The 25522-nt window shown below is 71.9% G+C and carries 28 protein-coding genes and 1 riboswitch; of the genes, 15 read left to right on the top strand and 13 right to left on the bottom strand.

Annotated elements, in window-relative coordinates:
* Nucleotides 1–28: 28 nt before the first annotated feature.
* Together ACFXI4_RS32585 and ACFXI4_RS32580 are read right to left on the bottom strand one after the other, a co-directional pair.
* Nucleotides 29–2596, bottom strand: coding sequence for an ABC transporter permease (locus tag ACFXI4_RS32585; RefSeq protein WP_384997654.1), 2568 nt, complete (start codon nt 2594–2596; stop codon nt 29–31).
* Nucleotides 2597–2600: 4 nt separating this feature from the next.
* Nucleotides 2601–3443 carry an ABC transporter ATP-binding protein gene (locus ACFXI4_RS32580; protein WP_384997652.1) on the bottom strand — a complete coding sequence of 281 codons (843 nt, stop codon included), beginning with the start codon at nt 3441–3443 and terminating at the stop codon, nt 2601–2603.
* Between the two features lie 127 nt (nt 3444–3570).
* Between ACFXI4_RS32580 and ACFXI4_RS32575 the strand changes: the two genes are divergently transcribed.
* Together ACFXI4_RS32575 and ACFXI4_RS32570 are read left to right on the top strand one after the other, a co-directional pair.
* The gene (locus ACFXI4_RS32575) at nt 3571–3822 is read left to right on the top strand and encodes a toxin-antitoxin system HicB family antitoxin (protein WP_384997650.1); all 252 of its coding nucleotides are present in this window, start codon (nt 3571–3573) and stop codon (nt 3820–3822) included.
* A gap of 4 nt (nt 3823–3826) precedes the next feature.
* Entirely contained in the window at nt 3827–4201 is a 375-nt protein-coding gene (locus tag ACFXI4_RS32570; RefSeq protein ID WP_362729168.1) for a fic family toxin-antitoxin system, toxin component, read from the top strand.
* A 12-nt stretch (nt 4202–4213) separates the two neighbouring features.
* Here the strand turns inward: ACFXI4_RS32570 and ACFXI4_RS32565 are convergent, their stop codons facing one another.
* Nucleotides 4214–4897 carry a class I SAM-dependent methyltransferase gene (locus tag ACFXI4_RS32565; RefSeq protein WP_384997648.1) on the bottom strand — a complete coding sequence of 228 codons (684 nt, stop codon included), beginning with the start codon at nt 4895–4897 and terminating at the stop codon, nt 4214–4216.
* Between the two features lie 75 nt (nt 4898–4972).
* Nucleotides 4973–5659: an esterase/lipase family protein gene (locus ACFXI4_RS32560; RefSeq protein WP_384997646.1), complete on the bottom strand. Its 687-nt coding sequence runs from the start codon at nt 5657–5659 to the stop codon at nt 4973–4975.
* A 116-nt stretch (nt 5660–5775) separates the two neighbouring features.
* On the opposite strand from ACFXI4_RS32560, the gene ACFXI4_RS32555 reads away from it, so the two are divergent.
* The gene (locus ACFXI4_RS32555) at nt 5776–8049 is read left to right on the top strand and encodes a LuxR C-terminal-related transcriptional regulator (RefSeq protein WP_384997644.1); all 2274 of its coding nucleotides are present in this window, start codon (nt 5776–5778) and stop codon (nt 8047–8049) included.
* Here ACFXI4_RS32555 and bioD read toward each other — a convergent pair.
* Genes bioD through bioB form a run of 3 tightly spaced genes read right to left on the bottom strand, consistent with a single transcriptional unit; the run spans nt 8046 to nt 11225 of the window.
* A complete protein-coding gene (gene bioD / locus ACFXI4_RS32550) occupies nt 8046–8762 on the bottom strand; it encodes a dethiobiotin synthase (protein ID WP_384997642.1) in 717 nt (238 codons plus the stop codon). The genes ACFXI4_RS32555 and bioD overlap by 4 nt on opposite strands.
* Nucleotides 8763–8764: 2 nt before the next feature.
* On the bottom strand, nt 8765–10045 hold the full coding sequence (locus ACFXI4_RS32545; RefSeq protein ID WP_384997640.1) for an adenosylmethionine--8-amino-7-oxononanoate transaminase: 1281 nt from the start codon (nt 10043–10045) through the stop codon (nt 8765–8767).
* Complete coding sequence (gene bioB / locus ACFXI4_RS32540; RefSeq protein WP_384997638.1) at nt 10038–11225, bottom strand: biotin synthase BioB; 1188 nt, start codon at nt 11223–11225, stop codon at nt 10038–10040. The genes ACFXI4_RS32545 and bioB overlap by 8 nt, the downstream gene beginning before the upstream one ends.
* Nucleotides 11226–11372: 147 nt before the next feature.
* On the opposite strand from bioB, the gene ACFXI4_RS32535 reads away from it, so the two are divergent.
* On the top strand, nt 11373–12500 hold the full coding sequence (locus ACFXI4_RS32535; protein ID WP_384997636.1) for an 8-amino-7-oxononanoate synthase: 1128 nt from the start codon (nt 11373–11375) through the stop codon (nt 12498–12500).
* Between the two features lie 61 nt (nt 12501–12561).
* Here the strand turns inward: ACFXI4_RS32535 and ACFXI4_RS32530 are convergent, their stop codons facing one another.
* Together ACFXI4_RS32530 and ACFXI4_RS32525 are read right to left on the bottom strand one after the other, a co-directional pair.
* Nucleotides 12562–12789 carry a DUF397 domain-containing protein gene (locus tag ACFXI4_RS32530; protein WP_384997634.1) on the bottom strand — a complete coding sequence of 76 codons (228 nt, stop codon included), beginning with the start codon at nt 12787–12789 and terminating at the stop codon, nt 12562–12564.
* A gap of 9 nt (nt 12790–12798) precedes the next feature.
* The gene (locus ACFXI4_RS32525) at nt 12799–13659 is read right to left on the bottom strand and encodes a helix-turn-helix domain-containing protein (protein WP_384997632.1); all 861 of its coding nucleotides are present in this window, start codon (nt 13657–13659) and stop codon (nt 12799–12801) included.
* 214 nt (nt 13660–13873) lie between these two features.
* On the opposite strand from ACFXI4_RS32525, the gene ACFXI4_RS32520 reads away from it, so the two are divergent.
* The gene (locus ACFXI4_RS32520; RefSeq protein WP_362723066.1) at nt 13874–14332 is read left to right on the top strand and encodes an ATP-binding protein; all 459 of its coding nucleotides are present in this window, start codon (nt 13874–13876) and stop codon (nt 14330–14332) included.
* A 43-nt stretch (nt 14333–14375) separates the two neighbouring features.
* Here the strand turns inward: ACFXI4_RS32520 and ACFXI4_RS32515 are convergent, their stop codons facing one another.
* From ACFXI4_RS32515 to ACFXI4_RS32505, 3 genes are all read right to left on the bottom strand, one after another.
* Nucleotides 14376–14849, bottom strand: coding sequence for a C40 family peptidase (locus ACFXI4_RS32515; protein WP_384997630.1), 474 nt, complete (start codon nt 14847–14849; stop codon nt 14376–14378).
* 3 nt (nt 14850–14852) lie between these two features.
* A riboswitch (cyclic di-AMP (ydaO/yuaA leader) is annotated at nt 14853–15066 on the bottom strand.
* A 331-nt stretch (nt 15067–15397) separates the two neighbouring features.
* Nucleotides 15398–15706: a hypothetical protein gene (locus ACFXI4_RS32510; RefSeq protein WP_384997628.1), complete on the bottom strand. Its 309-nt coding sequence runs from the start codon at nt 15704–15706 to the stop codon at nt 15398–15400.
* A 7-nt stretch (nt 15707–15713) separates the two neighbouring features.
* Complete coding sequence (locus tag ACFXI4_RS32505; protein WP_384997626.1) at nt 15714–16349, bottom strand: ATP-dependent Clp protease proteolytic subunit; 636 nt, start codon at nt 16347–16349, stop codon at nt 15714–15716.
* A gap of 151 nt (nt 16350–16500) precedes the next feature.
* On the opposite strand from ACFXI4_RS32505, the gene ACFXI4_RS32500 reads away from it, so the two are divergent.
* The 8 genes from ACFXI4_RS32500 to ACFXI4_RS32465 all read left to right on the top strand — a co-directional run bounded on the left by ACFXI4_RS32500 (nt 16501) and on the right by ACFXI4_RS32465 (nt 23431).
* The gene (locus ACFXI4_RS32500; protein ID WP_362723055.1) at nt 16501–16779 is read left to right on the top strand and encodes a type II toxin-antitoxin system Phd/YefM family antitoxin; all 279 of its coding nucleotides are present in this window, start codon (nt 16501–16503) and stop codon (nt 16777–16779) included.
* Nucleotides 16780–17173: 394 nt separating this feature from the next.
* Nucleotides 17174–17476 carry an urease subunit gamma gene (locus ACFXI4_RS32495; protein ID WP_037672587.1) on the top strand — a complete coding sequence of 101 codons (303 nt, stop codon included), beginning with the start codon at nt 17174–17176 and terminating at the stop codon, nt 17474–17476.
* Between the two features lie 10 nt (nt 17477–17486).
* The gene (locus tag ACFXI4_RS32490; RefSeq protein ID WP_362723049.1) at nt 17487–17798 is read left to right on the top strand and encodes an urease subunit beta; all 312 of its coding nucleotides are present in this window, start codon (nt 17487–17489) and stop codon (nt 17796–17798) included.
* Nucleotides 17791–19512, top strand: a complete 1722-nt coding sequence (locus ACFXI4_RS32485; protein ID WP_362723046.1) for an urease subunit alpha — start codon at nt 17791–17793, stop codon at nt 19510–19512. Before ACFXI4_RS32490 ends, ACFXI4_RS32485 begins: the two co-directional genes overlap by 8 nt.
* Nucleotides 19513–19527: 15 nt before the next feature.
* Nucleotides 19528–20205 carry an urease accessory protein UreF gene (locus ACFXI4_RS32480; protein WP_384997622.1) on the top strand — a complete coding sequence of 226 codons (678 nt, stop codon included), beginning with the start codon at nt 19528–19530 and terminating at the stop codon, nt 20203–20205.
* Nucleotides 20206–20261: 56 nt separating this feature from the next.
* On the top strand, nt 20262–20942 hold the full coding sequence (ureG, locus tag ACFXI4_RS32475) for an urease accessory protein UreG (protein ID WP_384997620.1): 681 nt from the start codon (nt 20262–20264) through the stop codon (nt 20940–20942).
* Nucleotides 20939–21700, top strand: a complete 762-nt coding sequence (locus tag ACFXI4_RS32470; RefSeq protein ID WP_384997763.1) for an urease accessory protein UreD — start codon at nt 20939–20941, stop codon at nt 21698–21700. Before ureG ends, ACFXI4_RS32470 begins: the two co-directional genes overlap by 4 nt.
* A gap of 129 nt (nt 21701–21829) precedes the next feature.
* Nucleotides 21830–23431 (top strand): alpha/beta hydrolase, encoded by a 1602-nt coding sequence (locus tag ACFXI4_RS32465; RefSeq protein WP_384997618.1) that lies wholly within the window; start codon nt 21830–21832, stop codon nt 23429–23431.
* 62 nt (nt 23432–23493) lie between these two features.
* On the opposite strand, the gene ACFXI4_RS32460 is transcribed toward ACFXI4_RS32465, so the two are convergent.
* Nucleotides 23494–24219: a lysophospholipid acyltransferase family protein gene (locus tag ACFXI4_RS32460; protein WP_384997616.1), complete on the bottom strand. Its 726-nt coding sequence runs from the start codon at nt 24217–24219 to the stop codon at nt 23494–23496.
* A gap of 151 nt (nt 24220–24370) precedes the next feature.
* Between ACFXI4_RS32460 and ACFXI4_RS32455 the strand changes: the two genes are divergently transcribed.
* The gene (locus ACFXI4_RS32455; protein ID WP_384997614.1) at nt 24371–24772 is read left to right on the top strand and encodes a DUF6153 family protein; all 402 of its coding nucleotides are present in this window, start codon (nt 24371–24373) and stop codon (nt 24770–24772) included.
* Nucleotides 24773–24854: 82 nt separating this feature from the next.
* Nucleotides 24855–25454: a DUF305 domain-containing protein gene (locus ACFXI4_RS32450; RefSeq protein ID WP_384997612.1), complete on the top strand. Its 600-nt coding sequence runs from the start codon at nt 24855–24857 to the stop codon at nt 25452–25454.
* The last annotated feature ends 68 nt before the right edge of the window (nt 25455–25522 follow it).

The raw sequence follows: 25522 nt of genomic DNA, 5'->3' as shown, positions 1-25522 counted from the left end.
AACTCTCCTCAACGGTCGACGACTTGAGTCACTCGTGCGCGATGGCCGCCAGCACGTTCATGCGCGAGGCACGCAGCGCCGGCAGCAGTGCCGCCACGATGCCCACGACCGCCGAGCCGACCACCACGGCGACGATCGTGCCCCACGGGAGCGCCAGCGCCTTCATGCCCTGGAGCGCCAGCACCTGCTGGGTGCACACGCCCCACACCAGGCCGAGCGCGAGCCCCAGCACCGCGCCGAACACCGCGATGACCACCGACTCCAGCCGGATCATCCGGCGCAGCTGCCGCCGGCCCAGACCGATCGCGCGCAGCAGGCCGATCTCCCGGGTGCGCTCCACGACCGACAGGGCGAGGGTGTTGACCACGCCGAGCACGGCGATCACGATCGCGAGGCCCAGCAGCGCGTAGACGAGGTACAGCAGCACCGAGATCTGGTCGTGCACCAGCTTCTTGTAGTCGGCCTGGTCGCGGACCTGGACCTGCGGGAACGGTGCGAGGGTCTTCTCCAGGTTCGCGCGGAGCCGGTCCACGCTCGTACCGGAGGCGTGGTTGACGTACAACGACGAGTCCTGCCCGCCGGGGACGTACTTCTCCACGGTGGCGATGCCGAAGAACAGCCCGCCCTGGGTGCCGAAGGCGCTGCCGCTGTCCTGGTCGGTGAGGGCGCCCACCGTCATCTCGGCGCGCTTGCCGCCCTGGAACTCGACCGGGAGAACGCTGCCGAGGCGCACCTTGTGGTCCGCGGCGAAGGCGGCGTCCATGCCGATGCTGCCGTCGGCCAGTGCGGCGGCGGTGTCGCCGCCCTTGTAGGCGACATGCGCGACCTCGTCGACCCGCGGGTCGTACCCGGCGGCGGTCGTGGTGACCCGCTTGCCGTCCGGCAGCCGCACCGCCACCGGCGCGAAGCGCTGCCGTACCACCAGCCCGACGCCCTCGGTGCCGCGCACCTTGTCGGTGACTTCCTCGGTGAACGGCAGGAAGTTGCCGTTCTGGACGATGAAGTCGGCGCCCAGCGTCCTGTCGATCTGCTGGTCGAAGGACTTGGACATGGAGGCGCTGGCCACGGACATCCCGCCGACCAGGGCCAGTCCCACCATGAGCGCCGCGGCGGTGGCGCCGGTACGGCGCGGGTTGCGCAGGGCGTTGCGCTGGCTCATCCGGCCGACCGAGCCGAAGAGGGCGGGGAAGGCCGCGCCCAGGACGCGGATCACCGGGCGTACCAGGAGCGGGCCCGAGACGACCGTGGCGAGCAGGGTCAGCACCACCCCGAGGCCGAGCAGCGAGGCGGCCGGGGCGGTCTTCGTGGCAGTCGCGCAGCCGACGAGGGCCGCCGCCCCGAGCGCCCCGACGGCCGCGCCCACGATCGCCCGCGTCCGCAACGGCTTGCCCACCCCGGCGATCTCGGCGTCCGCGAGCGCCGCCATCGGCGACACGGTGGCCGCGCGCCGGGCGGGCAGATAGGCGGCGACGAAGGTGACACCGACGCCCACGAGGTACGCGGCGACGGGGGTGCCCCAGCCGATGACCATCTCGGTGGTCCTGAGGTTCATCCCGAACGCGCCCATCAGCTTGATCAGTCCGAGCGCCAGGCCGATACCAGCGGCCAGTCCCAGTGTCGAACCGACCAGCCCGAGCAGCACCGCCTCGGTGAGCACGGACCGCCGTACCTGACGGCGGTCGGCGCCCAGAGCGCGCAGCAGGCCCAGCTCGCGGGTGCGCTGGGCGATCAGCATGGAGAAGGTGTTCACGATCAGGAAGACGCCCACGAGGGTGGCGATACCGGCGAAGCCGAGCATCACGTACTTGATGACGTCGAGGAAGCCGCCCAGGTCCGCGGCGGAGGACTTCGCCTGTTCGTCGGCGGTCTTCAGGTCGTAGGTGCCGGTACCGATCGCCTCGCCGATCCGGTGCTTCAGCACGGCGTCGGTGACGCCCGGCGCCGCGTCCACCGAGATGCTGGTGGCCCGGTCGGCGGTGCCGAGCAGTTCCTTCGCGGCCACCGACGGGTCGAGGAAGACCAGGGCCGCGCCGGGGTTGGTGGTGGTGAAGGTGGCGATGCCGACGATCTCGACCTCGAAGGTGCCGGGCTGGGCCTGCACGGTGAGGGTGTCGCCGATGCGCACGTGTTTCTTGTCGGCGGTGTCCGCGTCGAGCAGTGCCTGGCCCGCGCCCCGCGGCGCGTGCCCCGAGGTGAGTTTCACGGGGCTGCGGTGGGTGAGGTACCAGTCGGTGGCGATGGTCGGGGCGCCGGTGGTCGGGCCGACCGACTCGTTGTGGCTGTCGACCACCACGACGTTCTGCACGGACACGTCCGCATGGCTGTCCGCGACCCCGTCGACCTCGGCGACCCGCTCCCTCAGCGCGGCCGGCACGGTCTGTACGGCACCGGTCGGCACCGACGACCTGAGGTCCTCCCTGGGCTCCACCGTCACGTCGGCGGAGGTGGAGGCGAACAGCCGGTCGAAGGTGCGGGTGACGGTGTCGGAGAAGATCAGGCTGCCCGCGACGAACGCCACGGACAGGACGATGGCCAGCGCGGACAGCAGCAGCCGTCCCTTGTGGGCCAGAAAGCTCCGCAGGGTTGCCTTGAGCACGGGGTCAGTCCTCCTCGGGCCCCGCGGACCCGCTCTCCACGTCGGAACCGGGGGGCCCGGCGGCTCCGGCGGGCTCGGCGGGGCCGCCGGCTCCGGGGAAAAGGCGCATCCGTTCCAGTACGGCGTCGGCCGTCGGCCCTTCCATCCGGTCCACCAGCCGGCCGTCCGCGAGGAAGAGCACCAGGTCGGAGTGGGCGGCGGCACCGGGGTCATGGGTCACCATGACCACCGTCTGCCCCAACTGGTCGACCGCGTCCCGCAGGAAGCCCAGCACCTCCAGACCGGCCCGCGAGTCCAGGTTGCCGGTGGGCTCGTCGGCGAATATCAGCTCCGGCCGGGAGGCCAGCGCCCGCGCGCAGGCCACCCGCTGCTGCTGTCCGCCGGACAGCTGCGCCGGCCGGTGCTTCAGCCGGTCCCGCAGCCCGAGCGTGTCGATGACCTGGTCCAGCCACTTCCCGTCGGGCTTCTTGCCCGCGATGTCCATGGGCAGGGTGATGTTCTCGGCCGCGTTCAGTGTCGGGATCAGGTTGAACGACTGGAACATGAACCCGATCCGGTCCCGGCGCAGCCGCGTCAGCTCGCGCTCCCGCAGCCCCGTTATCTCGGTGGTGCCGAGCCAGACCTGACCGGCCGACACGGTGTCCAGTCCGGCCAGACAGTGCATCAAGGTGGACTTGCCCGAACCCGACGGGCCCATGACGGCGGTGAAGCGGCCGCGATCGATGTCCACGTCCACCGAGTCGAGTGCCAGCACGGCCGTCTCACCCGCGCCGTACGCCTTGGTCAGCCCCCGTGCCCGGGCTGCTGTCCCCTCGGCGGCGGGTGCCTTCGCAGCAGGTGTGGCCAAGACTGCCTCCTCGCTCGCGCGGGTTCGTCGGCGCCGAGCGTAGTGTGAGCCGTCGCACAGGTGGTATCCCTTTTCGATTCCGATGCGCGCTTGCCGCTGCTAGCACAACCGCGCTAGCGTCGTACGTATGGCGAAGACCCAGCTGAACGTGCGCGTGGACGAGGGCACCGCCAAAGCGGCCCGCGAACGCGCCCTCGCGCGCGGCATGAGCGTCAACCGCTACATAGAGGAACTGGTCATGCAGGACACGGGTGAAGCGGGCCGTACGTTCGTCGAGGCCGCCGCCGACTTCATGAAGCAGTACGAGTCCGTCTTCGCGGAGGAGTTCGGCGAAGCACAGGGTCCCGACACGTCTGACAAGAGCGAAGGCCGTCACTGATCCCTTGAGCGACCTGACCATCGACCTCGCCTGGCTCCTCATGCTCGCCGAACAGAAGACCCCGGGTGACCCGCAGGTCACCGACTGGGGCGCGCTGATCGCGGCCGTCGCCAGGCATCAGGCCGAGATATTCGACGTCCCCGTCTACGACACCCCGCAGGCCCGTGCGGCCGCCCTGCTGCAACTCCTCATCCACGTCCCGGCCCTCGAGCGTTCGAACGCCCTCTTCGCGTCCTCGGTCGCCTACGCCTACCTGGTGGCCAGCGGCCTGAAGGTCGTCACCTCGCCGGAACAGGTCCGTGATCTGGCCCGGTTGGTGAAGGCCGGCGAGGCGAGCGTCTCCGACATCGCGGAGGAACTGCGCCGCTGGAGCCTGTGAACCGGGTTCCGCTCAGGACTCCGGGGGCTTGCGAGCGACGCCCAGCACGCAGGAGGAGGACGGCAGCCGCAGGCCGTTCTCCGGCACCGACATCCGCCGGTACGGGCCCAGTTCGAACCCGGCCGCGCGCAGCTCCGCGACCGGCTCCCGGGACAGATGGCAGCCGCCGCTCAGCAGCGGCCACACCGTCCGGTCCAGCGCCCGCTGGGTGAACAGCATCGCCGGACCACCGCCCCGGCCGTGCTCGAAGAACCGGAGCTCACCGCCCGGCCGCAGCACCCGCCGGACCTCCGCGAGCGCTCGTCGCACGTCCCGCACACTGCACAGCACCAGGGAGAGCACCGCCGCGTCGTACGCCTCGCTCTTCACCGGCAGCGCCTCCGCCGCGCCCGGCACCACGTCCACCGGGACCTCCGTACGGACCGCGGCCTCAGCCGCCAACTGCCGCAGCGTGCGCTCCGGTTCGATCGCGACGACCTCCGCGACCGAGGCCGGATAGCGGTCGAAGTTCAGGCCGTTGCCCGCACCGATCTCGATCACGCGCCCGGACAGCCCGGACAGCAGCCGCTCCCTGATGGCGGCCATCCCGAGCCTGGTCTCGGCGCTCACGCTGACGCGGGCGTAGCAGCGGGCGAACAGCGGGTGGTGGACGGGGTCCCGCACCGGATTCCCGGTGGCGGTGGACATCAGCCGCATGACGATACCTCCCGACGGGAGCAGGTCTACGGTGATTGTCCCCCGCGAGGGCCCGTCGCACCCCCCGCCGCCGGATCAGGCGATGAAGTCCCGCACCTGCTGGTAGACGCCGTGGTCGTCGTTCATGTCGGTGTGCGAGATGCAGCCGACCCCGACGTTGGTCGCCCCGCTCAGCAGCGCCGAGGAGTCCGGGTCGATCGCCGAGTCGCAGTTAGACCAGTACGCCGCGTAGGAGACGCTGCCGGGCGTCTCGTCACCGGAGTTGAGGGAGGTGAGGAAGGAGCTGCCGGTCGTCATCTCCTTGCAGGACGTGTACAGCCACCCGCACAGCGAGGCGACGCTCGTCCCGTGGTTCACCCCGGCGACCGACACGAAGTCGTCCACGTACGAGGTCCCGCCGAGGTTCTTGAGGTAGTAGCGGCTGTTCAGCGCGCCCATGGAGTGGACCACCAGGTCCACCTTCGAGGCGCCGGTCCGCGACAGCACGGTCTGGATGTAGCTCGACAACTGCGAAGCGGTGGTGACGTTCGACTTCGTCCAGTCGTAGGACCACGCGTACAGCTGGGAGGACGCGTAGCCGTCCGCCTCGAAGTCCGCGATCCAGTCGTCCCAGCTGCTGGAGTCGCTGCTGAGGCCGTGTACGAAGACGACCGGGTCGTGGCTCGCCGCCTGCGCGGGAGTGGTGGCCAGGGGGAGTGACAGAAGGAGCGAACCGGCTATCGCCGTCAGAGCGGTTGCGATGCGACGCGTGGCGCGTTGCATGATGCCTCCTGAAACGGGTGGGGTTGTTCAGGAGTGTCGGGACGGGTCTACGCGCGCCGCATCGGCGAAGTCGCCAGTCTTTACGAGTCAACTAACTCGCCAGTAACGTCTTTCGTGTGGTGATACCGGTGAATCCCCAACCTCTTGACCGCACTTCGCCACCGCAGACCACCGACGCGGTGCCGTGCCCGGCATCGGCGCTCCCCGAGGGCGTACGCGCCCGGGTGCGACGGGTCGTATACGAGGACCAGCGCGCCGTGGCCGAACTCGTGCCGCGCCTCACCCGACGGCAGACGGCGGGACTCGACCCGTTGCCGGCCGAACCGGCCGAACTCGCCCCGCGGTTGCTCCATGGGCTGCGCCGGGAGATCCGCGCGCTGCCGGACGACACCCGTCGGCTACTGCTCCTGGCCGCGGCCGACCAGTACCCGGTCGCCACCCACGCCTTCCTGCGCGCGGTCACGGCCGGCCGGCTCGACACCCGTCCGCTGGAGGCCGCCGAGACCGCCGGAGTCGCCCACGCCGGTGCCGGCGGGGTGTTCTTCCGGGACGCCTGGACCCGGATCGCCGCCTACGGGACCGCCTCGCCCGCCGACCGGCGCGCGGCCCACCAGCTCCTCGCCCGGGTGCTGGGCGGCAAGGGCGAGACGACCCGCCGCTCCTGGCACCGGGGCGCCGCCGCGCTCGGCCCCAGCGCCCGGCTCGCGGCGGAGCTCCGGGTCGCCGCCGACCGGGCGCGCGCCGAGGGCAGACCCGCGCTCGCCCGGGCCCTCGCCGAACGCGCCGCCGACCTCTGCCCGGACCCGGTGGCGGAGGCCCGGCTGCTCGCCAGGGCCGCCGCCGACGCCTGGCGCTGCGGAGAGCCCGACCGGGCGAGACGGCTCGCCGCCCGTACCGACGACTCCGCCTTCGACGGGGTCCTCGCCCTCCGGGCCGGCAACGCGGCGGAGGCCTTCGACGCCCTGCTCACCGCCGCCGTCGGGCAGGAACGTTCCGCCGACTCCGCCGTACTCCTCGCCCTCGCCACCGAGGCCGCCGTCTACACCGGCGACCTCAGACGCTGCCGGGAGGCCCATGACCTGGCCAGGTGGCTGGGCGTCTCCCCGCCGGGCATCCTCGCCGCACTCGCCGCCGCCGTGGAGGGCCGCTACGACGACGCCCGGATCCTCCTCACGGGCACCGCGGGCCGCTGCGGGCCGGGCGGTGACCCCAGCCTGCTGATCCACTCCGGCATGGCCGCGCTGATGCTCGGCGACCACACCCGCGCCGCCACCGCCACCCTCCGGGCGGCCGCCTCGGCCCGTGCCCTCGGTACCCCGGCGACGGCCGCACAGGCCATGGAGTTCCGGGCCTACGCCGACTTCTGGAGCGGCCGCAACCGGGCCGCCGAGGCCGCCGTCCAGGAGGCCCTGGGCCAGGCCCACGCCACCGGGCAGGACAACGGTGCCTGTCACCTCCGGGCCGCCCTCGCCATGTTCGCCGCCGTCCGCGGCGACGAGGAGGCCTGCCGCGAGCGCTCCGCCGCCGTGCACGCGCACGCCCTGGCACACGGGCTCGGTCTGCCCGCCGCCCTCGCGCAGTGGGCGCTCGCCTTCCTCGACCTGGCGGCCGGCCGCTTCCCCGCTGCCGCCGCCCGGCTGCGCGCCCTCGCCGGATTCGGCCCCGGACACGGCCACCGGGCCATCCGGCACCTTGCCACCCCGCACTACGTCGAGGCCGCGGTCCGTACCGGAGACACCAGGGTCGCCCGTGCCGCACACGCCGACCACCACCGTTGGGCGACCGCCGTCCGCAGCGCCGACGACCTCGCGCTGAGCGCCCGCTGCCGGGCGCTGCTCGCCCCTGGCGCCGAGGCCCTCCAGCACTACCGTGCCGCACTCGACCTGCACGCCCGGGGCATCCGTGACTTCGAACGTGCCCGTACCGAGCTGCTGTTCGCCGGGGCGCTGCGCCGGCTGCGGCAGCGTCCCGAGGCCCGGGACCGGCTGCACAGCGCGCTGGCCGCCTTCGAGTCCTTCGGCGCCACCCACTGCGCGGCCCAGGCCCGTGCGGAACTCCGGGCGCTGGGAACGGCGTCGACACCGTCCGGCGCCGGTTCTCCGGACCCGGCCGCCGTCCTGACCGCCCAGCAGCTGACGGTCGCCCGGATGGCCGCCGAGGGGGCCACCAACCGGGAGATAGCCGACCGGCTCAACCTGAGTCCGCGCACCATCGACCACCACCTGCGCGGGGTCTTCGCCCGGCTGGACATCCGCTCCCGCATCGAACTGGTACGGCTGCTCGGCGAGCCGGCCCAGGGCCGTCGGCCGGGTGCGGCTGCGTGGGGGCCGGCCGCGCAGTTCCCCGCACCCCTTCGGGGGCACGGCTGCGCGGCCCGTCACGCGTACTAGCGCGCTTCCCGTCGCCGGAACGCCTCCGCGTCCCAGTTGCCGTCCAGCCGCGCCGACAGCCAGCCCGGCGCCGCCGCACGGAAGTCGGCGGGCGTCAGCGCCCCGGCCCCGGCGGGCAGCGCACCGAGCAGCGGTGCCCCGGCCACCTCCGGAAGATCGGCGACGTTGCAACGCGACGCCAGATCCGGGGACCCGGGCCAGCTGCCGATCACCACACCCAGCAACTCCAGCTCACGTGCCCGCAGTTCACGTGCCGTCAGCTCAGTGGTGTTGAGGGTGCCGAGCCCGGCCGACGCCACCACCAGCACCGGCGCGTTCAGCAGCCGGGCCGCGTCCGCCAGCGTGCCGCCCGCCGCGTCGAACCGTACGAGCAGCCCGCCCGCCCCCTCGACCAGCACCAGTTCGTGCTCGGTGGCCAGCTTGGCGGCGGCCTCCGCCACCTCGTGCGGACGCACCGGAGCCGTCCCGGCCCGCCGGGCCGCCGTCCCGGGCGCCAACGGCTCCGGGAATCGGGCGAGTTCGGCCGTCGTCACCGGGCCGGCGAGCCGCCCGACCTCGTCGGCGTCCCCGCGCTCGTCCGGTCGTACCCCGGTCTGCGCGGCCTTCAGGACCGCGACCGTGCGGCCCGCCGTGAGCGCCGCGGCGGCGACGGCGGCCGTGGTGACCGTCTTGCCGACCTCGGTGCCCGTCCCGGTGATGATCAGGATCGGCATGTTCATCCCTCCCGCGCGGCGGCGCACACCGCGCGCGCGATCCGTGCCACGTCCGCGTCGCCGGTGACGTACGGGGGCATCGTGTAGACCAGATCGCGGAACGGCCGCAGCCAGACGCCCTCGCGTACGGCGGCCGCCGTGGCGGCCTTCATGTCCACCTCGTGGTCCAGCTGGACCACCCCGATGGCGCCGAGGACCCGGACGTCCCGCACGCCGGGGATCTCCCGGGCCGGCGCCAGCCCGTCCCGCAGGCCCGACTCGATCCGCTTCACCTCCGCCCGCCAGTCCTGGGCCAGCAGCAGCCCGAGCGAGGCGCAGGCCACGGCGGCGGCCAGCGGATTGCCCATGAACGTCGGGCCGTGGGCCAGCACCGGCACCTCGCCCCGCGAGATGCCCTGGGCGACCCGGGGCGTGCACAGGGTCGCCGCCATCGTCAGGTAGCCGCCGGTCAGTGCCTTGCCCACGCACATCACATCGGGCGTGACGGCCGCGTGGTCCGCCGCGAACAGCGCGCCCGTACGGCCGAAACCGGTCGCGATCTCGTCGAACACCAGCAGCACGTCGTGCGCGTCGCAGGCCTCGCGCAGCACCCGCAGATAACCGGGGGAGTGGAACCGCATCCCGCCCGCGCCCTGCACCACCGGCTCCACGATCACCGCGGCCAGTTCGTGCGCGTGCCGCTCGATCAGCGACCGCAGACGGTCGGCGTACGACTCGTCGTACTCGGCCGGAGGCGCGTCCGCGAACACCTGGAGGGGCAGCACCCCGGACCACAGCTCGTGCATCCCGCCCTCGGGGTCGCACACCGACATCGGCTGCCAGGTGTCGCCGTGGTAGCCGCCCCGCCAGGTCAGCAGGCGCTGTTTCGCGGGGCGGCCGAGAGACCGCCAGTACTGCAGGCACATCTTGACCGCGACCTCGACCGACACGGAGCCGGAGTCGGCGAGGAAGACATGCTCCAGTCCGTCCGGCGACATGTCGACAAGGAGCTTCGCCAGGCGTACCGCGGGCTCGTGGGTGAGCCCGCCGAACATCACGTGGCTCATCCGGTCGAGCTGGCCGCGCGCGGCCTCGTTGAGCACCGGGTGGTTGTAGCCGTGGATCGCCGACCACCAGGACGACATGCCGTCGACCAACTCGCCCGAGCCGTCCGCGAGCCGCAGCCGGACCCCGCTCGCCGACTCCACGACGAGCGGTTCGGCCCGGCCCGGCATCGGTCCGTACGGATGCCAGACGTGCCGCCGGTCCAGCTCCAGCAGCTCGGGGACGCTCAGGTCAGGCATTGGGCGCGAGATCCGTTCCGGCGCCCCGGCGGCGGACGGCGACGAGGTCGGTGCGCGGCTCGTTGGCCTGCGCGGTGTCCTCGTGCGAGCCGCAGACGCCCGATCCGCACCCGGCCTCGGCGTGCGACCCGCACCCGGCCTCCGCGTGCGACCCGCAGCCGCCGGCCGCGACCTGCGAGCGGTGCTGCGGCAGCGTCACCTCGTCGGCGCCCTCGACCACGAACCCGGCGTCCGCGATCATCTCCAGATCGGCCTGGCCGGCCTGGCCCTCGGTGGTGAGGTAGTCGCCGAGGAAGATCGAGTTCGCGAGGTGCAGCGCGAGCGGCTGCATGGTGCGCAGGTGGACCTCGCGGCCGCCCGCGATACGGACCTCGACGTCCGGGCAGACGAACCGCACCATCGCCAGGATCCGCAGACAGCGCTGCGGGGTCAGGTTCCACTCCTTGGCCAGCGGGGTGCCCTCGACCGGGATCAGGAAGTTGACCGGCACCGAGTCGGGGTCCAGCTCGCGGAGCGAGAAGACCACGTCGACCAGGTCCTCGTCGCTCTCGCCCATACCGGCGATGAGACCGGAGCAGGCCGACAGACCTGCCGCGTGCGCCTTGTTGACGGTGTCCACCCGATCGGCGTACGTGTGCGTGGTCGTGATGTCCCCGTACGTCCCCTCGGACGTGTTGAGGTTGTGGTTGTAGGCGTCCGCGCCCGCCTCCCGCAGCCGCTCGGCCTGGCCGTCGGAGAGCAGACCGAGGCAGGCGCACACCTCGACGTCCTCGTTCTGCTCCTTGATCGCCTTGATGGTGCCGGCCACCCGGTCGACGTCCCGGTCGGTCGGGCCGCGCCCGCTCGCCACCAGGCAGACCCGCTTGGCGCCCCCGGCCAGACCGGCGGCGGCCGCCTTGGAGGCCTCGTCGGGTTTCAGCCAGCTGTACTTGAGGATCCCGGTCGAGGAGCCGAGGCGCTGCGAGCAGTAGGAGCAGTCCTCCGGGCACAGGCCCGACTTGAGGTTGACCAGGTAGTTGAGTTTCACGCGCCGGCCGAACCACTGCCGGCGCACCTTGCCGGCCGCGGCCACCACGTCGAGCACGTCGTCGTCGGAGGTCGCCAGCACGGCGAGCGCTTCCTCGCGGGTCGGCAGCTCGCGCCGAAGCCCCTTGTCCACCAGCGTGTTCAGCAGGTCCATGAAAGCCGATCCTGTACTACGGGGCCGCTCCTGGCCAAGGAGAGTTTGCACAACCCTGTCAGTTCGACGTGTGGGTATTGCCACACAGTGGGTGGCTGGTCGTCCCGCTAGGGTCTGTCCACTGCCTACAAATTCACCGGAGGAGCCATGGCGTTCGGCTGGATCGACGAACAGGCGGAACTCCGCCGCCGCGCCGGACTGGTACGGACCCTGCGCCCCCGCCCCGCCGACTCGCCGCTGCTGGATCTGGCGAGCAACGACTACCTGGGCCTCGCCCACCACCCCGAGGTGACCGAGGGCGCGGCCGGGGCGGCCCGGACCTGGGGCGGCGGCTCCACCGGCTCCCGGCTGGTGACCGGCACCACCGAGCTGCACACCGAGCTGGAGCGCGAGCTGGCCGAATTCTGCGGGTTCGAGGCGGCCCTGGTCTTCTCCTCCGGCTACGCCGCCAACCTCGCCGCCGTCACCACCCTCGGCCCGCACGGCTCCCTGATCGTCTCCGACGCCCTCAACCATGCCTCGCTGATCGACGGCTGCCGGCTGGCCCGGGGCGCCACCCAGGTCGTCGGGCACGCCGCCCCGGACGCCGTGCGCAAGGCGCTCGGGACGCACGAGGGGCCCGCGGTCGTCGTCTGCGACACGGTGTTCTCGGTGGACGGCGACGCGGCACCGCTGGCCGGCCTGGCCGAAGCGTGCCGGGAGCACGGCGCCGGTCTGCTCGTGGACGACGCGCACGGGCTCGGGGTGCTCGGGGACGGCGGCCGGGGCGCGCCGCACGCGGCCGGGCTCGCCGGCGCCGACGACGTGGTGGTCACCGTGACCCTGTCCAAGTCGCTGGGCAGCCAGGGCGGGGCCGTGCTCGGGCCGGCCCGGGTGATCGACCATCTGGTGAACGCGGCCCGGACCTTCATCTTCGACACCGGCCTGGCCCCCGCGGCGGCGGGAGCGGCCCTGGCGGCGCTGCGGCTGCTGCGCCGCGAGCCCGAACGCGCGGAGCGAGCCCGTGCGGTGGCCGCCGAACTGCACGCACGGCTGATCGCCGCGGGTCTGGAAGCGGTGCGTCCGGACGCCGCGGTGGTCTCCGTGCGGGCCCCGTCCCCGGAGGGGGCCGTGCGGTGGGCGGCCGACTGCCGTACGGCAGGCCTGGCCGTGGGGTGCTTCCGTCCGCCGTCCGTGCCGGACGGCATCTCACGGCTCAGGCTGACCGCCCGGGCGGACCTCTCCGGGGCCGAGATCGAACGCGCTGTACAGGTGATCGGTCAGACACGGCCATGAGTCGGCGTGACACGGTCGGATCCTGACCGAATGCGGATATGGACTCGGTTACGGACTGTGATCAGCAGGTGAGCGACGACACGAAACCCGCCCAGCTCCCGGGGGAGAAGAGCAGCGCGGGTCCGGCCGGATCCTTGGAGTCGCGCACGGCGAGCAGTCCGGCCAGCCGGCCGGAGCGCGGCCGTGCCGTCTCCACGCAGTTGTTCGCTCCGGTGCTGTAGCTGCTGCGCAGCCACCGCAATCCGTGCAGATCAGCACTTGAAGGTACGTTCCGAGGCAGTGCAGTCATGGTGCCTCCTTACGCGCCGTCACCTATCCCGGCGATGTAATCCAGCGAATCCTCGGGCGAAAGGGCGTGGATCTGAAGGGTGTTGAAGGCCTCCGCGTAGGTCTGGAGGTCTTCTTTCCGTTCGAGGTAGAGGCTACTCGTCAACTGGTCGAGAACAACCACATCCAGATCAGAAGTGCTCGGAAATGAGAAGATTACGAAAGGCCCGGTGATGCCGATATGGGCTCCGGCCGAGAACGGCAGCACCTGGAGCCGTACCTGGGGCAACCGGGCCGCCTCCAGCAGCCGCTCCAGCTGCCGCGCCATCACGCCCGGGCCGCCGACCTCCCGGCGCAGCACCGCCTCGTCAAGGACCGCGCTCAGCTCCAGCGGCGGATGGTTGCGCAGCACGTCCTGCCTGGCCAGCCGCACTTTCACCAGGGCGTCCAGCGCCTCGTCGTCGAGCCCGTCGACGGCCGCCCGGGTCACGGCACGCGCGTACTCGGGGGTCTGCAGCAGCCCCGGTACGACCGAGGTCTCCAGCGTGCGCATCGCACGCGCCTGCGACTCCAGGCTGATGAAATCGCGGTAGGTGGGCGGCAGTACGCCACGATAGGCGTGCCACCAGTGGTGTCGCCCGGCGGTGTCCTCCGCCCCCGCCAACACCAGCAGCAACTCGCGCAGTTGCCCCTCGACCACGCCGTACGCGTCGAGAAGTAACCGCACATCGGCTGGTTTCACACCGCTGGCGCCGGTCTCGATCCGGCTCACTTTCGACTGATGCCAGCCCACCAGACGGGCGGCCTCACCGCTCGTGAGCCCGGCGCCGGTGCGCAGAGTGCGCAGTTCGGAGCCCAGTTTCCGACGGCGCACCGCGGGACCGTTCTGCATGGGCTACTCCTTACTCCTTCCGAGCCGCCCAAATACACTCTGGGGTCGCAGAGTTCACCGCATCGAGCGACAGATATATGCATATCTTGGTGGATCGCTCCCCTGGCCACCCTGGTAATGGCAGTCTGGCGAAGAAGCACCAGTCCGGGACCGTACTCGAACCATCCGCACCGTGTGTCGGACTCCGGTCCCGTGGGAAAGGGACGACGTCGCCATGGCAGACCACCTGGAAGCATCCATCACTCTGCCGAGCGATCCCGCCTCGGTCTCCACGGCCCGCTCCTACGCGCTGGGCACCCTCGCCGAATGGGGGCTGCCACCGGAGACGGAGACCGCGGACACCATCCGCCTCATCGTCTCCGAACTCGCCACCAACGCGGTGCAGCACACCTTCGGCCAGTCGCCCACCTTCACGGTGGACCTCGTCCTCGACCGTGACGAACAGCTGCGCATCGGCGTCACGGACAGCCATCCGCGCTTCCCCAAGAGACTCCCTGCCGCGGTGCAGCAGGACAACGGGCGCGGCATGGTCATCATCCGCTGGCTCACCGCGGAGTGCGGCGGCAAGCTCCGGGTGCGCCCCACCCGGGAGGGCGGCAAGACCGTCTTCATCGAACTGCCCTGGGCGGTCCGGGCCGGCACGGTCACCGCAGCCGGCCGGCAGGAACCGTAGCCCCGAGTTCCCGCCGGCCTGCTGAGGGGTGCCGCTGTGCGAGTCAGCTGACCCGGCCGTACCAGACGCTCCGCGTCCAGATCTTCTGGAGCTTCACCACGTCCCCGGTCTTCGGGGCGTGCCAGATCCGTCCCTTCCCGGCATAGATGCCGACGTGGTAGACGCTGGAACCCGAGTGGAAGAAGACCAGGTCACCGGCCTTGCGTTTGCCGGCCGAGATGTGACGGGTCTTGTTGTACTGCTGGGCCGCCGTTCGCGGGAGCTTCTTGCCCGCCTTCTTGAACGAGTACAGGGTGAGCCCTGAGCAGTCGAACCGGTTCGGTCCGGTGGCACCCCACCTGTAGGGCGCGCCCTTCTTCGAGGCCGCGACCTGAAGTGCCTTCGTCCCCATCGTGGCGGCCGAGGCGTCGGAGGCGACACCGGGGATCACGATGGAGCCGCCCACGGCGGCGATGGTGAGCGCCGAGGCCGTGCCGGCCCGCGCCATCAGCGACGGGACACGATTGAGCGCAGTCATGCGCAACCCTTCGTCAGCCGCCTGTGAAGGATGACCTGTCGGATTCGGGCTGGCGAAGTTGCCCGGCCGCGTTGCCACGGCTTCACCCCAAGGGCTGCCCGGTCCGGTCGTGGTGCGACCGTGCCGGCGACCCGTCGTGCTCGGGTCCTCCACTCCTGCCGATCCACTTCCGTCGACCGGTCATCCGGGCGGCGGCAGGACTCGGCGTCCGCACGGATCGCCCCGCCGCGGTGGCGGGGGCTTGTCGTCAGACAGGGATCCTCACTCACGCGTGTCCGAAAATCCCAACCGAATCGGGGATTTGTGGGGTTACTCACCACCCACCCGTTCGGGTGGACAGAGTTGTGTTCGATTAGTCGTCAACTGCCCTGCGTAGCCCCGGACCTGCACCGGAACCCCTCGCGGGCCCCTTCGTGCGCGCATCTTGAGCGGCCCCCGCGGTCAGGTAAAACCACGCCACACTCCGCCGAACGGCCGTAACCCCACTGGGTCGTTTCAACTCCGGTCCCATCGACCGGTGGACGTCTCGCCCCGGACGTCGGCGGGCGTCACCGTACGCAGTCGGGCGGGAGTGCGACGCGCGCGGTCCGGCGCTCGCCGTCGAGCACCCGCAACGCCCGTGCCAGCGTGTCGCCGTGCAGCTCCGTCTCGCCCCGCCGGTGCATCAGCGCGAGGGCGTCGCGCAGCTCGGCCGCCGCGCGCACCAGCGCCTGCGCGGCGCGCAGCCCACGATAGGTGTCCTCGTTCTGCGCCGGGTTGATCCGGCCCAGCAGGTCGACCACGTCCAGGTAACGGTCGACCAACTCGCCCTCGGCGCGGGTCAGCGCGGGCAGCGGCGGCAGCTCCGGTGGCAGCATCGGACACTCACCCCGCGTCCGGCAGGTCGAGGGTGCTCCTGCGGCTTTGCACGATCCGGTCCACCAGCCCGTACGCCAGCGCCGCCCGCGCGTCCAGCACCAGGTCCCGCTCCAGGTCCTGGTGGACCTGGGCCGCCGTCCGCCCGGTGTGCCGGACGAGCATCTCCTCGAGCAGCCCGCGGGTCCTGTCCAACTCCGCCGCCCGGACGACCAGATCACTCGGCTGGCCCTGTACCGGCTCCGGCAGCGACGGCTGCTTGAGCACGACCCGCGCACCCGGCAGCACGGAGCGCTTGCCCGGGGTGCCCGCCGCGAGCAGCACCGCGGCCGATGCCCCGGCCTGCCCGAGGCAGATCGTCTCCACGTCGCAGGTGACGTACCGGACCGTGTCGTAGATCGCGGCCATCGCGCTGAACGAGCCGCCCGGAGAGTTGATGTACAGCGAGATGTCCCGCTCCGGCGCCGCGTGCTCCAGGTACATGAACTGGGCCGTCACATCGTTGGCCGAGGTCTCGTCGACGGGCGTGCCGAGGAAGACGATCCGTTCCTCCAGCAGCTTCGAGTACGGATCCAGCGTGCGCTGCCCGGCGCCGGTGCGTTCGGTGAACTCGGGCAGGACGTAGCGGGCGGACGGTCGGGTCATGACGTACCCCTCCTCGCGGCTGAGCTGACTCAGTGGCCGAACTCTCAGTAAGAAACGTACAGGACGTACAGAACCCTGGAGGGGTGTCGTGCGGGGATTCCGCTGTCGCCGAACAAGATGTGATGTCCGGGGTGCCCCGTAAGCTGGGGGCATGGCCTACGAGATTCCGGTGACGCAAGCCAGGGCTGAGCTCGCCGACCTGATCAACCGGGTGGTGTACGGCGGTGAGCGCGTCGTCGTGACGCGGCACGGCAAGCCGCTGGTCGCCCTCGTCTCCGCAGCCGACCTCGAACGCCTCGAAGAGCTGTCGGAAGCCGCCGAGGACCAGGTGGTGAGCGCGGTCTCCACGGTCCGCGAGAGCGCCGCCGTACGCCCGGAGCGCGGCCGCTTCGGCATCACGGCCGAACACAGGGGCGTCGCGGGCTCCTGAGCGCCTGTCACGACATCGGCCCTTCTCCGGAGCCAGCGGAGGAGGGTCGACGCACGTGCCCGGGGAGGCGACCGGGGCGGTGCCGGCCCTGCCCGTCGGCGCGGTGTTCACCCGGACGGCGCGGTGTTCACCCGGACGGCCCCCAGGGCGGCGACGAGAGGTGACAGGACCCGTTCGGCGGCGCCGGTGGCGTGCGCCGTGGGCCGGGCCGCACCTCCATGCGCCGGTCATCAGACGATCAAGGTCCGGTTAACGTCGTCGAAACTCCGGCAAACTAGCCTGCCGATCCACGCCACCAGGGGTTTTCGTATCCGGATCGGGTCCGCCCGATCTGTCGCGGTGGCTGCGGCAACCGGACCCCGCACGGTCCGGAGCGAGGACTGTGAGGTGGGACGTGCAACTGACCCCGCACGAGCAAGAGAGGCTGCTGATCCACGTGGCGGCCGACGTGGCCGAGAAGCGCCGGGCCCGCGGACTGCGGCTGAACCACCCGGAGGCGATCGCCCTCATCACGTCGCACATCCTCGAAGGCGCCCGTGACGGTCGCACCGTCGCGGAACTCATGGCATCCGGGCGCAAGCTCCTCACCAGGGACGACGTCATGGAAGGCATCCCCGAGATGATCCACGACGTGCAGGTCGAGGCGACCTTCCCGGACGGCACGAAGCTCGTCACCGTCCATGACCCGATCGTCTGAGGGGCCACCGATGATCCCCGGAGAGTTCCTCTTCGCCGACGGGCCCATCGTGTACAACGAGGGCCGCGACGTCACCCGGATGACCGTCCTCAACGCCGCCGACCGGCCCGTCCAGGTCGGCTCCCACTACCACTTCGCCGAGGCCAACCCCGGACTGGAGTTCGACCGGGACGCCGCGCGCGGACGGCGGCTGAACGTCGCCGCCGGCACCGCCGTCCGCTTCGAGCCGGGCATTCCCGTCGACGTCGAACTCGTCCCGCTCACCGGGGCCCGGGTCGTCCCCGGGCTGCGCGGGGAGACCGGAGGTGCCCTCGATGCCTGAGATCTCCCGCGCCGCCTACGCCGACCTGTTCGGACCGACGGCCGGCGACCGGATCCGGCTCGCCGACACCGACCTGATCGTGGAGATCGAGGAGGACCGCTCGGGCGGCCCCGGGCGCGCCGGGGACGAGGCCGTCTTCGGCGGCGGCAAGGTCATCCGCGAATCCATGGGCCAGTCGCGCGCCACGCGCGCGGAGGGCACTCCCGACACGATCGTCACCGGCGCGGTGATCATCGACCACTGGGGCGTCGTGAAGGCCGACGTCGGGATCCGCGACGGCCGGATCACCGGCATCGGCAAGGCGGGCAACCCCGACACCATGGACGGGGTCCACCCGGAGCTGGTGATCGGGCCCGAGACCGAGGTCATCGCCGGCAACGGGCGGATCCTGACCGCCGGCGGCGTCGACGCGCACGTCCACTTCATCTGCCCGCAGATCGCCGACGAGGCACTGGCGGCGGGGATCACCACACTGGTCGGCGGCGGTACGGGACCGGCCGAGGGCTCCAAGGCCACCACCGTGACCCCGGGCCCGTGGCACCTCGCCCGGATGCTGGAGGCGATGGAGCAGTACCCGCTCAACATCGGCCTGCTCGGCAAGGGCAACACCGTCTCGCACGAGGCGATGGTCTCCCAGATCCGGGGCGGTGCTCTGGGACTGAAACTGCACGAGGACTGGGGCTCCACCCCCGCGGTCATCGACGCGGCCCTCACCGTCGCCGACCGCACCGGCATCCAGGTGGCCATCCACACGGACACGCTGAACGAGGCGGGGTTCGTCGGTGACACCCTCGCGGCGATCGGCGGGCGCGGGATCCACGCGTACCACACCGAGGGCGCCGGGGGCGGGCACGCGCCGGACATCATGACGGTCGTCTCCGAGCCGCACGTGCTGCCGAGTTCGACGAACCCGACCCGGCCCTACACCGTGAACACCGCCGAGGAACACCTCGACATGCTGATGGTGTGCCACCACCTGAACCCGGCGGTCCCGGAGGACCTGGCCTTCGCGGAGTCCCGGATCAGGCCGTCGACGATCGGGGCCGAGGACGTCCTGCACGACCTGGGCGCGATCTCCATCATCTCCTCCGACGCACAGGCCATGGGGCGGGTGGGCGAGGTGATACTGCGGACCTGGCAGACCGCCCACGTGATGAAGCGGCGGCGCGGCGCGCTGCCGGGCGACGGACGCGCCGACAACCACCGGGTGCGGCGCTATGTCGCCAAGTACACGATCAACCCGGCGCTCGCCCAGGGGCTCGCCCGCGAGATCGGGTCCGTCGAGAGCGGCAAGCTCGCCGACCTCGTGCTGTGGGAGCCCGCGTTCTTCGGGGTCAAGCCGCACCTCGTGCTCAAGGGCGGCCAGATCGCCTATGCGCAGATGGGCGACGCCAACGCGTCGATCCCCACTCCCCAGCCGATCCTGCCGCGCCCCATGTTCGGGGCGATCGGGCGGGCACCGGCGGCCAACTCCTTCAACTTCGTCGCTCCGCTCGCCGTCGAGGACGGGCTGCCGGAGCGGTTGCAGCTCGGGAAGCGGTTCGTCGCCATCGAGTCCACCCGTGGGGTGACCAAGGCGGACATGCGGGAGAACGACGCGCGTCCCAGGGTGCGGGTCGACCCCGACAGCTTCGCCGTGTACATCGACGGGGAGCTGGTCGAGGCGGCACCGGCCGCCGAACTGCCCATGGCCCAGCGCTACTTCCTGTTCTGAGAGCCGGTGTCTGTGATGTCTCGGGCAGCGTTGCTGGTCCTGGCCGACGGCCGCTTTCCCGCCGGAGGGCATGCGCACTCCGGCGGGGCGGAGGCGGCCGTCAAGGCCGGCCGGATCACCGGGGCGGCGAGTCTGGAGGAGTTCTGCCGGGGGCGCCTGCACACGGCGGGACTGGTGGCGGGCGCGCTCGCCGGGGCCGCCGTACTCGGCTTCGACGTAGGGGAGTTGGACGCGGCGGCGGACGCACGGACGCCGTCGCCCGCGCTCAGGAACACGGCTCGAAGGCTCGGGCGGCAGCTGTTGCGGGCCGCTCGAGCCGCCTGGCCGGCCGCCGAACTGGAGTCCCTGGCAAGGGAGTTCCCCAAGGGAGCCCATCAGCCGGTGGTGCTGGGGGTGGTGGCCAGGGCCGCGGGGCTCGCGGCCGAGGACGCGGCCTACTGCGCCGCGTACGAGTGCGTGAGCGGGCCGGCCACGGCGGTGGTGCGGTTGCTGAGTCTGGACCCCTTCGAGGCGACGGGGGTGCTGGCCCGGCTGGCCCCCGAGGTGGACCGGGTGGTGGACCGGGCGGCGGAGGCGGCGCGCAGCGCGGCCGCGGGCGGCGGGGTGGACGAGCTGCCCGCGGGCTCCGCCCCGTTGCTGGAGATCGGCGCGCAGTGGCATGCGGGGTGGGCGGTGCGGTTGTTCGCGTCGTAGAGCCGCAGGTCGAAGGACAGGCCGTCGCAGGGCCACGTATTCACAGGGAGTCGCACATGCATCTCGACCACGATCACCACCACGGCCCCGCCGCCGTCAGCGCCGACGCCCGCCGTCCGGACGGATCACGGCGTGCCCTGCGCATCGGCCTCGGCGGCCCCGTCGGGTCCGGCAAGACCGCCACCGTCGCCGCCCTCTGCAGGGCCCTGCGCGACGAGCTGTCCCTCGCCGTCGTCACCAACGACATCTACACGCGTGAGGACGCCGAGTTCCTGCTGCGGGAGGCCGTGCTGCCGCCCGAACGGATCACCGCCGTCGAGACGGGAGCCTGTCCGCACACCGCGATCCGGGACGACATCTCGGCCAACCTCGAAGCCGTGGAGGACCTGGAGGACGAGGTCGGACCACTGGACCTGATCCTCGTCGAGTCGGGCGGCGACAACCTCACGGCCACCTTCTCCAAGGGGCTCGTGGACGCGCAGATCTTCGTGATCGACGTGGCCGGGGGCGACGACATCCCGCGCAAGGGCGGCCCCGGTGTCACCACGGCCGACCTGCTCATCGTCAACAAGACCGACCTGGCGCCCTACGTGGGGTCGGACCTCGCGCGGATGGCCGCCGACGCGAAGGCACAGCGCGCCGAACTGCCTGTCGTCCTGCAGTCGTTGCGCGGCGAAACCGGGGTCGCGGACGTGGCCGGGTGGGTGCGGGAGCGGCTGCGCGCGTGGACGGCATGACCGTCACGGGGGTGCGCGCCGGCGCGCGTGTCCTGGCCCGGGGCGATGGCAGGGGCGGCACCTCGCTTCCCGTCCTGGAGGGAGGGGGGCCGCTCGCCCTGCGACGGACCCGGGGAAGCGGGGCCGAGGCCCACGTGATGGTCGTCGGGGCGATGAGCGGGCCGCTCGGCGGGGACCGGTTCGCGATCGAGGCCCGGGTGGAGGACGGGGCCCGGCTCCGGGTGGGCTCGGCCGCGGCGACCATCGCGCTGCCGGGGCAGCGCAAGGGCGAGGCCCGCTACGACGTTCGTCTCGATGTCGCCGACGGCGGCGAACTGCGCTGGCTGCCCGAGCAGTTGATCTCCGCCAACGGAAGTGACCTGCACGTCTCCACCCGCGTCGAGGTCGGACCTGCCGGGCGCCTGGTGCTGCGGGAGGAGCAGGTGCTCGGGCGGGTGAGGGAGGATCCGGGGCGCCTCACCAGCCGGCTCACGGTCCGCGTCGCCGGCCGGGCGCTCCTCGACCAGGAGCTGGCCTGCGGGCCCGGGGCGCCCGGTGGCTGGGACGGTCCCGCCGTGCTGGCGGGACATCGTGCGGTGGGCCAACTTGTCGTCGTAAGGCCAGAGTTCGCGCGGGAGCCGGTGGCGGCGCGGATGCTGGGGGAGTGCGCGGCGCTCACTCCGCTGGCCGGCCCCGCCGTGCTCGTGAGCGCGGTGGCGGGCGATGCGCTGCTGCTCAGGCGGGTCCTGGACGAGGCGTTGGGCCACCTCGGTGGCTGATCCGCTCAGCGGGACGTGATCGTCCGGTTATCGGATTGGTAAAGACGGCTCTCACACCCTGTTCTCAGGAGGTTCACAGCCGGAAGGATCCCCCTGACCATTCGTAACCACGTACGGGGAGGGGCCCACTTGAGGGACAACTTCAGATCGAGGAGCCGGGTACTCGCGTTCGGCACGGCTGGAGCGCTCGTCACCGCGAGCCTGATCACCGGTGCGCTCGCGGCCCCCGCGTCCGGCGCCGAGGCCCGGCACGGCCAGGACCGCGAACAGCGGGGCGCGGCCGTCGCCGCCGCCCATGCCGCCAAGGCCGGGATCGACTGGGCCGACTGCCCAGCCGACTGGGCCCTGACCAAGCCCGTCCAGTGCGGCTGGGTCAGTGTGCCGCTCGACTACGCGAAGCCCTACGGCAAGCAGATCAAGCTCGCCGTCGACCGAATAGGCAGCACGGGGACGAAGGCGGAGCGCCAGGGCGCGCTCGTCTACAACCCCGGGGGCCCTGGCGGTTCGGGAATGCGCTTCCCGCTGCGGGTCACCACCAAGAACCCGCTGTGGGTCAACACCTCGAAGGCGTACGACTTCGTGGGCTTCGACCCGCGCGGCGTCGGTCACTCGGCACCCATCTCCTGCGAGGACCCGCAGGAGTTCGTGAAGGCGCCCAAGGCCGACCCGGTACCGGACACCGAGGCGGACAAGACCGCGCAGCGCAAGCTGGCCGAGGAGTACGCGAAGGGCTGTGCCGAGCGCACCGGCCGGGCGACGCTCCAGCAGATGACCACCGCCAACACGGCCCGTGACCTGGACGTCATCCGGGCCGCGCTCGGCGAGAAGAAGCTCAACTACCTCGGTGTCTCCTACGGCACCTACCTCGGCGCCGTGTACGGGACGCTGTTCCCGGGGCACGTGCGCCGGATGATCGTCGACAGCGTCGTCGGCCCGTCGCGGGAGAACATCTGGTACCAGGCCAACCTGGGCCAGGACGTCGCCTTCGAGGGCCGCTGGAAGGACTGGGAGGACTGGGTCGCCGCCCACGACTCCGCCTTCCACCTGGGGACCACTCGCGCGGCCGTCCAGGCCAAGTGGCTCCAGCTGCGCGCCACCGCCAAGAAGAACCCGATCGGCGGGGTCGTCGGACCCAACGAGCTGATCGGCTTCTTCCAGAGCGCGCCGTACTACGACTCCTCCTGGGTGCCGGTCGCCACGGTGTTCTCCAAGTACGTCGCCGGTGACACCCAGGCACTGGTCGACGCGGCCGCCCCGGACCTCTCCGACACCGCGGGCAACATCTCGGCGGAGAACGGCAACGCCGTCTACACCGCCGTCGAGTGCACCGACGCGCAGTGGCCCACCAGTTGGCGGAAGTGGGACCGCGACAACACCGAGCTCAACAAGCAGTACCCCTTCATGACCTGGGCCAACGCCTGGCTCAACCTCCCCTGCGCCACCTGGCCGGTCAAGCAGCAGACCCCGGTGCACGTCACCACCCACAAGGGTCTGCCGCCGGTGCTGATCGTGCAGTCCACCCGGGACGCCGCCACTCCCTACCCGGGCGCCGTCGACCTGCACAAGCGCTTCAGGGGCTCCCGCCTCATCACCGAGCAGGGGGCCGGCTCGCACGGTGTGACCGGCCTGGTCAACCCGTGCATCAACAGCCGTGTCGACAGCTACCTGCTCACCGGCAAGCTGGACCGCGCGGACGTCACCTGCACGCCGCACGCCACACCGCAGCCGTAACCCGTCCGCGGCGGTGCCGAGGGGCGGCGGGAACACTCCCGCCGCCCCTTCGCCGTACGAGGTCAACTCAACGGCGCCCGTGGGAACTTGCGCTCCTTGGCGCTCTTCGCCGCGGCCTGTCCGGCCTTGACCACCGCCGCGTACTCGTCGACGTACTCCTGCTCGGAGAGGGTCAGGACGGCGTACATGATCTCGTCGGTGATCGCGCGCAGGACGGCCTTCTCGTTCTCCATCCCGGCGTAGCGGGAGAATTCGAGGGGCTTGCCGAAACGGATCACCACGGGGTGGATGTTCGGGATGACCTTGCCGGGCGGCTGCGCCTCGAAGGTGCCGATCATCGCGCAGGGGATCACCGGGACACCGGCCCGCAGCGCCATCACGGCCACGCCGACCTTGCCCTTGTAGAGCCGGCCGTCGTGCGAGCGGGTGCCCTCCGGGTAGATACCGAGCAGTTCGCCCCGGCCCAGCACCCCGAGTCCCTCCCGGATCGCGGCCTGGCCGGCCTCCTTGCCGGAGCGGTCCACCGGGATCTGCCCGGCGCTGCGGAAGAAGAACGCGGTCAGCCGGCCCCGCACGCCCGGTCCCGTGAAGTACTCGGCCTTGGCGAGGAAGGTGATCCGCCGCTTGAGGACCGCCGGCATCAGGAAGTGGTCGGCGAAGGAGAGATGGTTGCCCGCGACGATGGCCGGCCCCGACGCGGGGACATGTTCCAGACCTTCGATCCGGGGCCGGAACACCAGCCGCAGCAGGGGCCCGAGTAGCACGTACTTGAGCAGGTAGTAGAACATGGCTCGCCCTTCGCTCCAACAGGTCGTACCCAAGCCGAAGTCTGCCGGGCCCGGTATGAATAGCACAGTCGTCGGGTGGTGCCGGTCCCGTGACCGGTCGGGTGACGTGTCCGTCCCGGCCCCGGTTCGGGCCGCGCGTAGGATGATCCCGATGCGCCCCACCGAGCAGCCCGCCCCGCTCCCGCCGCACCGGCGGTGGCGAGCGCTGCTCGTGCTGGGCCTCCTGGCCGGGCTGCTCGCCATGCACGCGCTGGCACCCGGCGGCGGCATGGGGCCCGGTCGAGACCACCGCGGTCATGAGCGGGTCATGGAGACAGCCGCGACGGCCACCGCCTGTGACGGCTGCTCCGGGGACGGCGGCGGTCACGCGCACCACGCGGACGCGACCTGCGCCTCGGGCGCGGTGAGCGGCGGACCGACGCTGCCGGCGCCGGTCCCGGACCCGGCGCCCTGCCCCACGGCCACCCGTTCGGCCGACTCCCGCCCGGCCACGCCGCCGGACGGCGCCCGCGCACCCCCTGATCTGGCCGAACTCCAGCTGCTGCGGATCTAGAGGCACCCGAGCCGGCCGTGCGCGCACCGCGCCGCGGTCGTCTTCCCGCGTGCCCTTTCCCACCCACCGCAGGAGTTCGAGCATGACCACCACCCGTACCCGTTCCCGCGCCGTGTTCGGCGTGCTGACCGCGCTCGCCGCCCTCGCCCTCACCGCGTGCGGCGGCGACGGCCCCGCTCACCGCGAGGCGGCGGCGCACGGCGGAGCCGCCGACGGCGCGCACAACGCGCAGGACGTGACCTTCGCGCAGCGCATGATCCCCCATCACCGGCAGGCCCTGGAGATGGCGGAACTCGCTGCCGGCCGGGCCTCCTCGGCGCGGGTCAAGGACCTCGCCGTCCGGATCGAGAAGGCCCAGGATCCGGAGATCAGGACCATGGCCGGCTGGCTGAAGGCCTGGGGCGAGGACGTCCCCATGGCCGGCATGGACCACAGCGGTCACTCCGGCATGACCGGAATGATGGACGACGCGGACATGACCGCGCTGAAGAAGGCCGAAGGGACGGACTTCGACACGAAGTTCCTGACCATGATGGCCGAACACCACCGGGGCGCCGTCCGGATGGCCGCCACCGAGCGGTCCGCCGGCGCGTACGGACCGGCCACCGCTCTGGCCGGTGCCGTCGTCACCGGCCAGAACGCCGAGATCAAGGAGATGAACCACCTCCTCGGCAAGGGCTGACCAGGAGGGGTGGGGGGGGGGCCGGCGGGGCGGGCCCGCCCCCGCAGGGCCCCCCGAACAAAAGCCAA

This window comes from Streptomyces sp. NPDC059224 (assembly GCF_042754285.1).
Taxonomy (GTDB): Bacteria; Actinomycetota; Actinomycetes; order Streptomycetales; family Streptomycetaceae; genus Streptomyces.
Note: the sequence above shows the minus strand (reverse complement) of the source record. Positions and strands in the feature narration are given on the sequence as shown.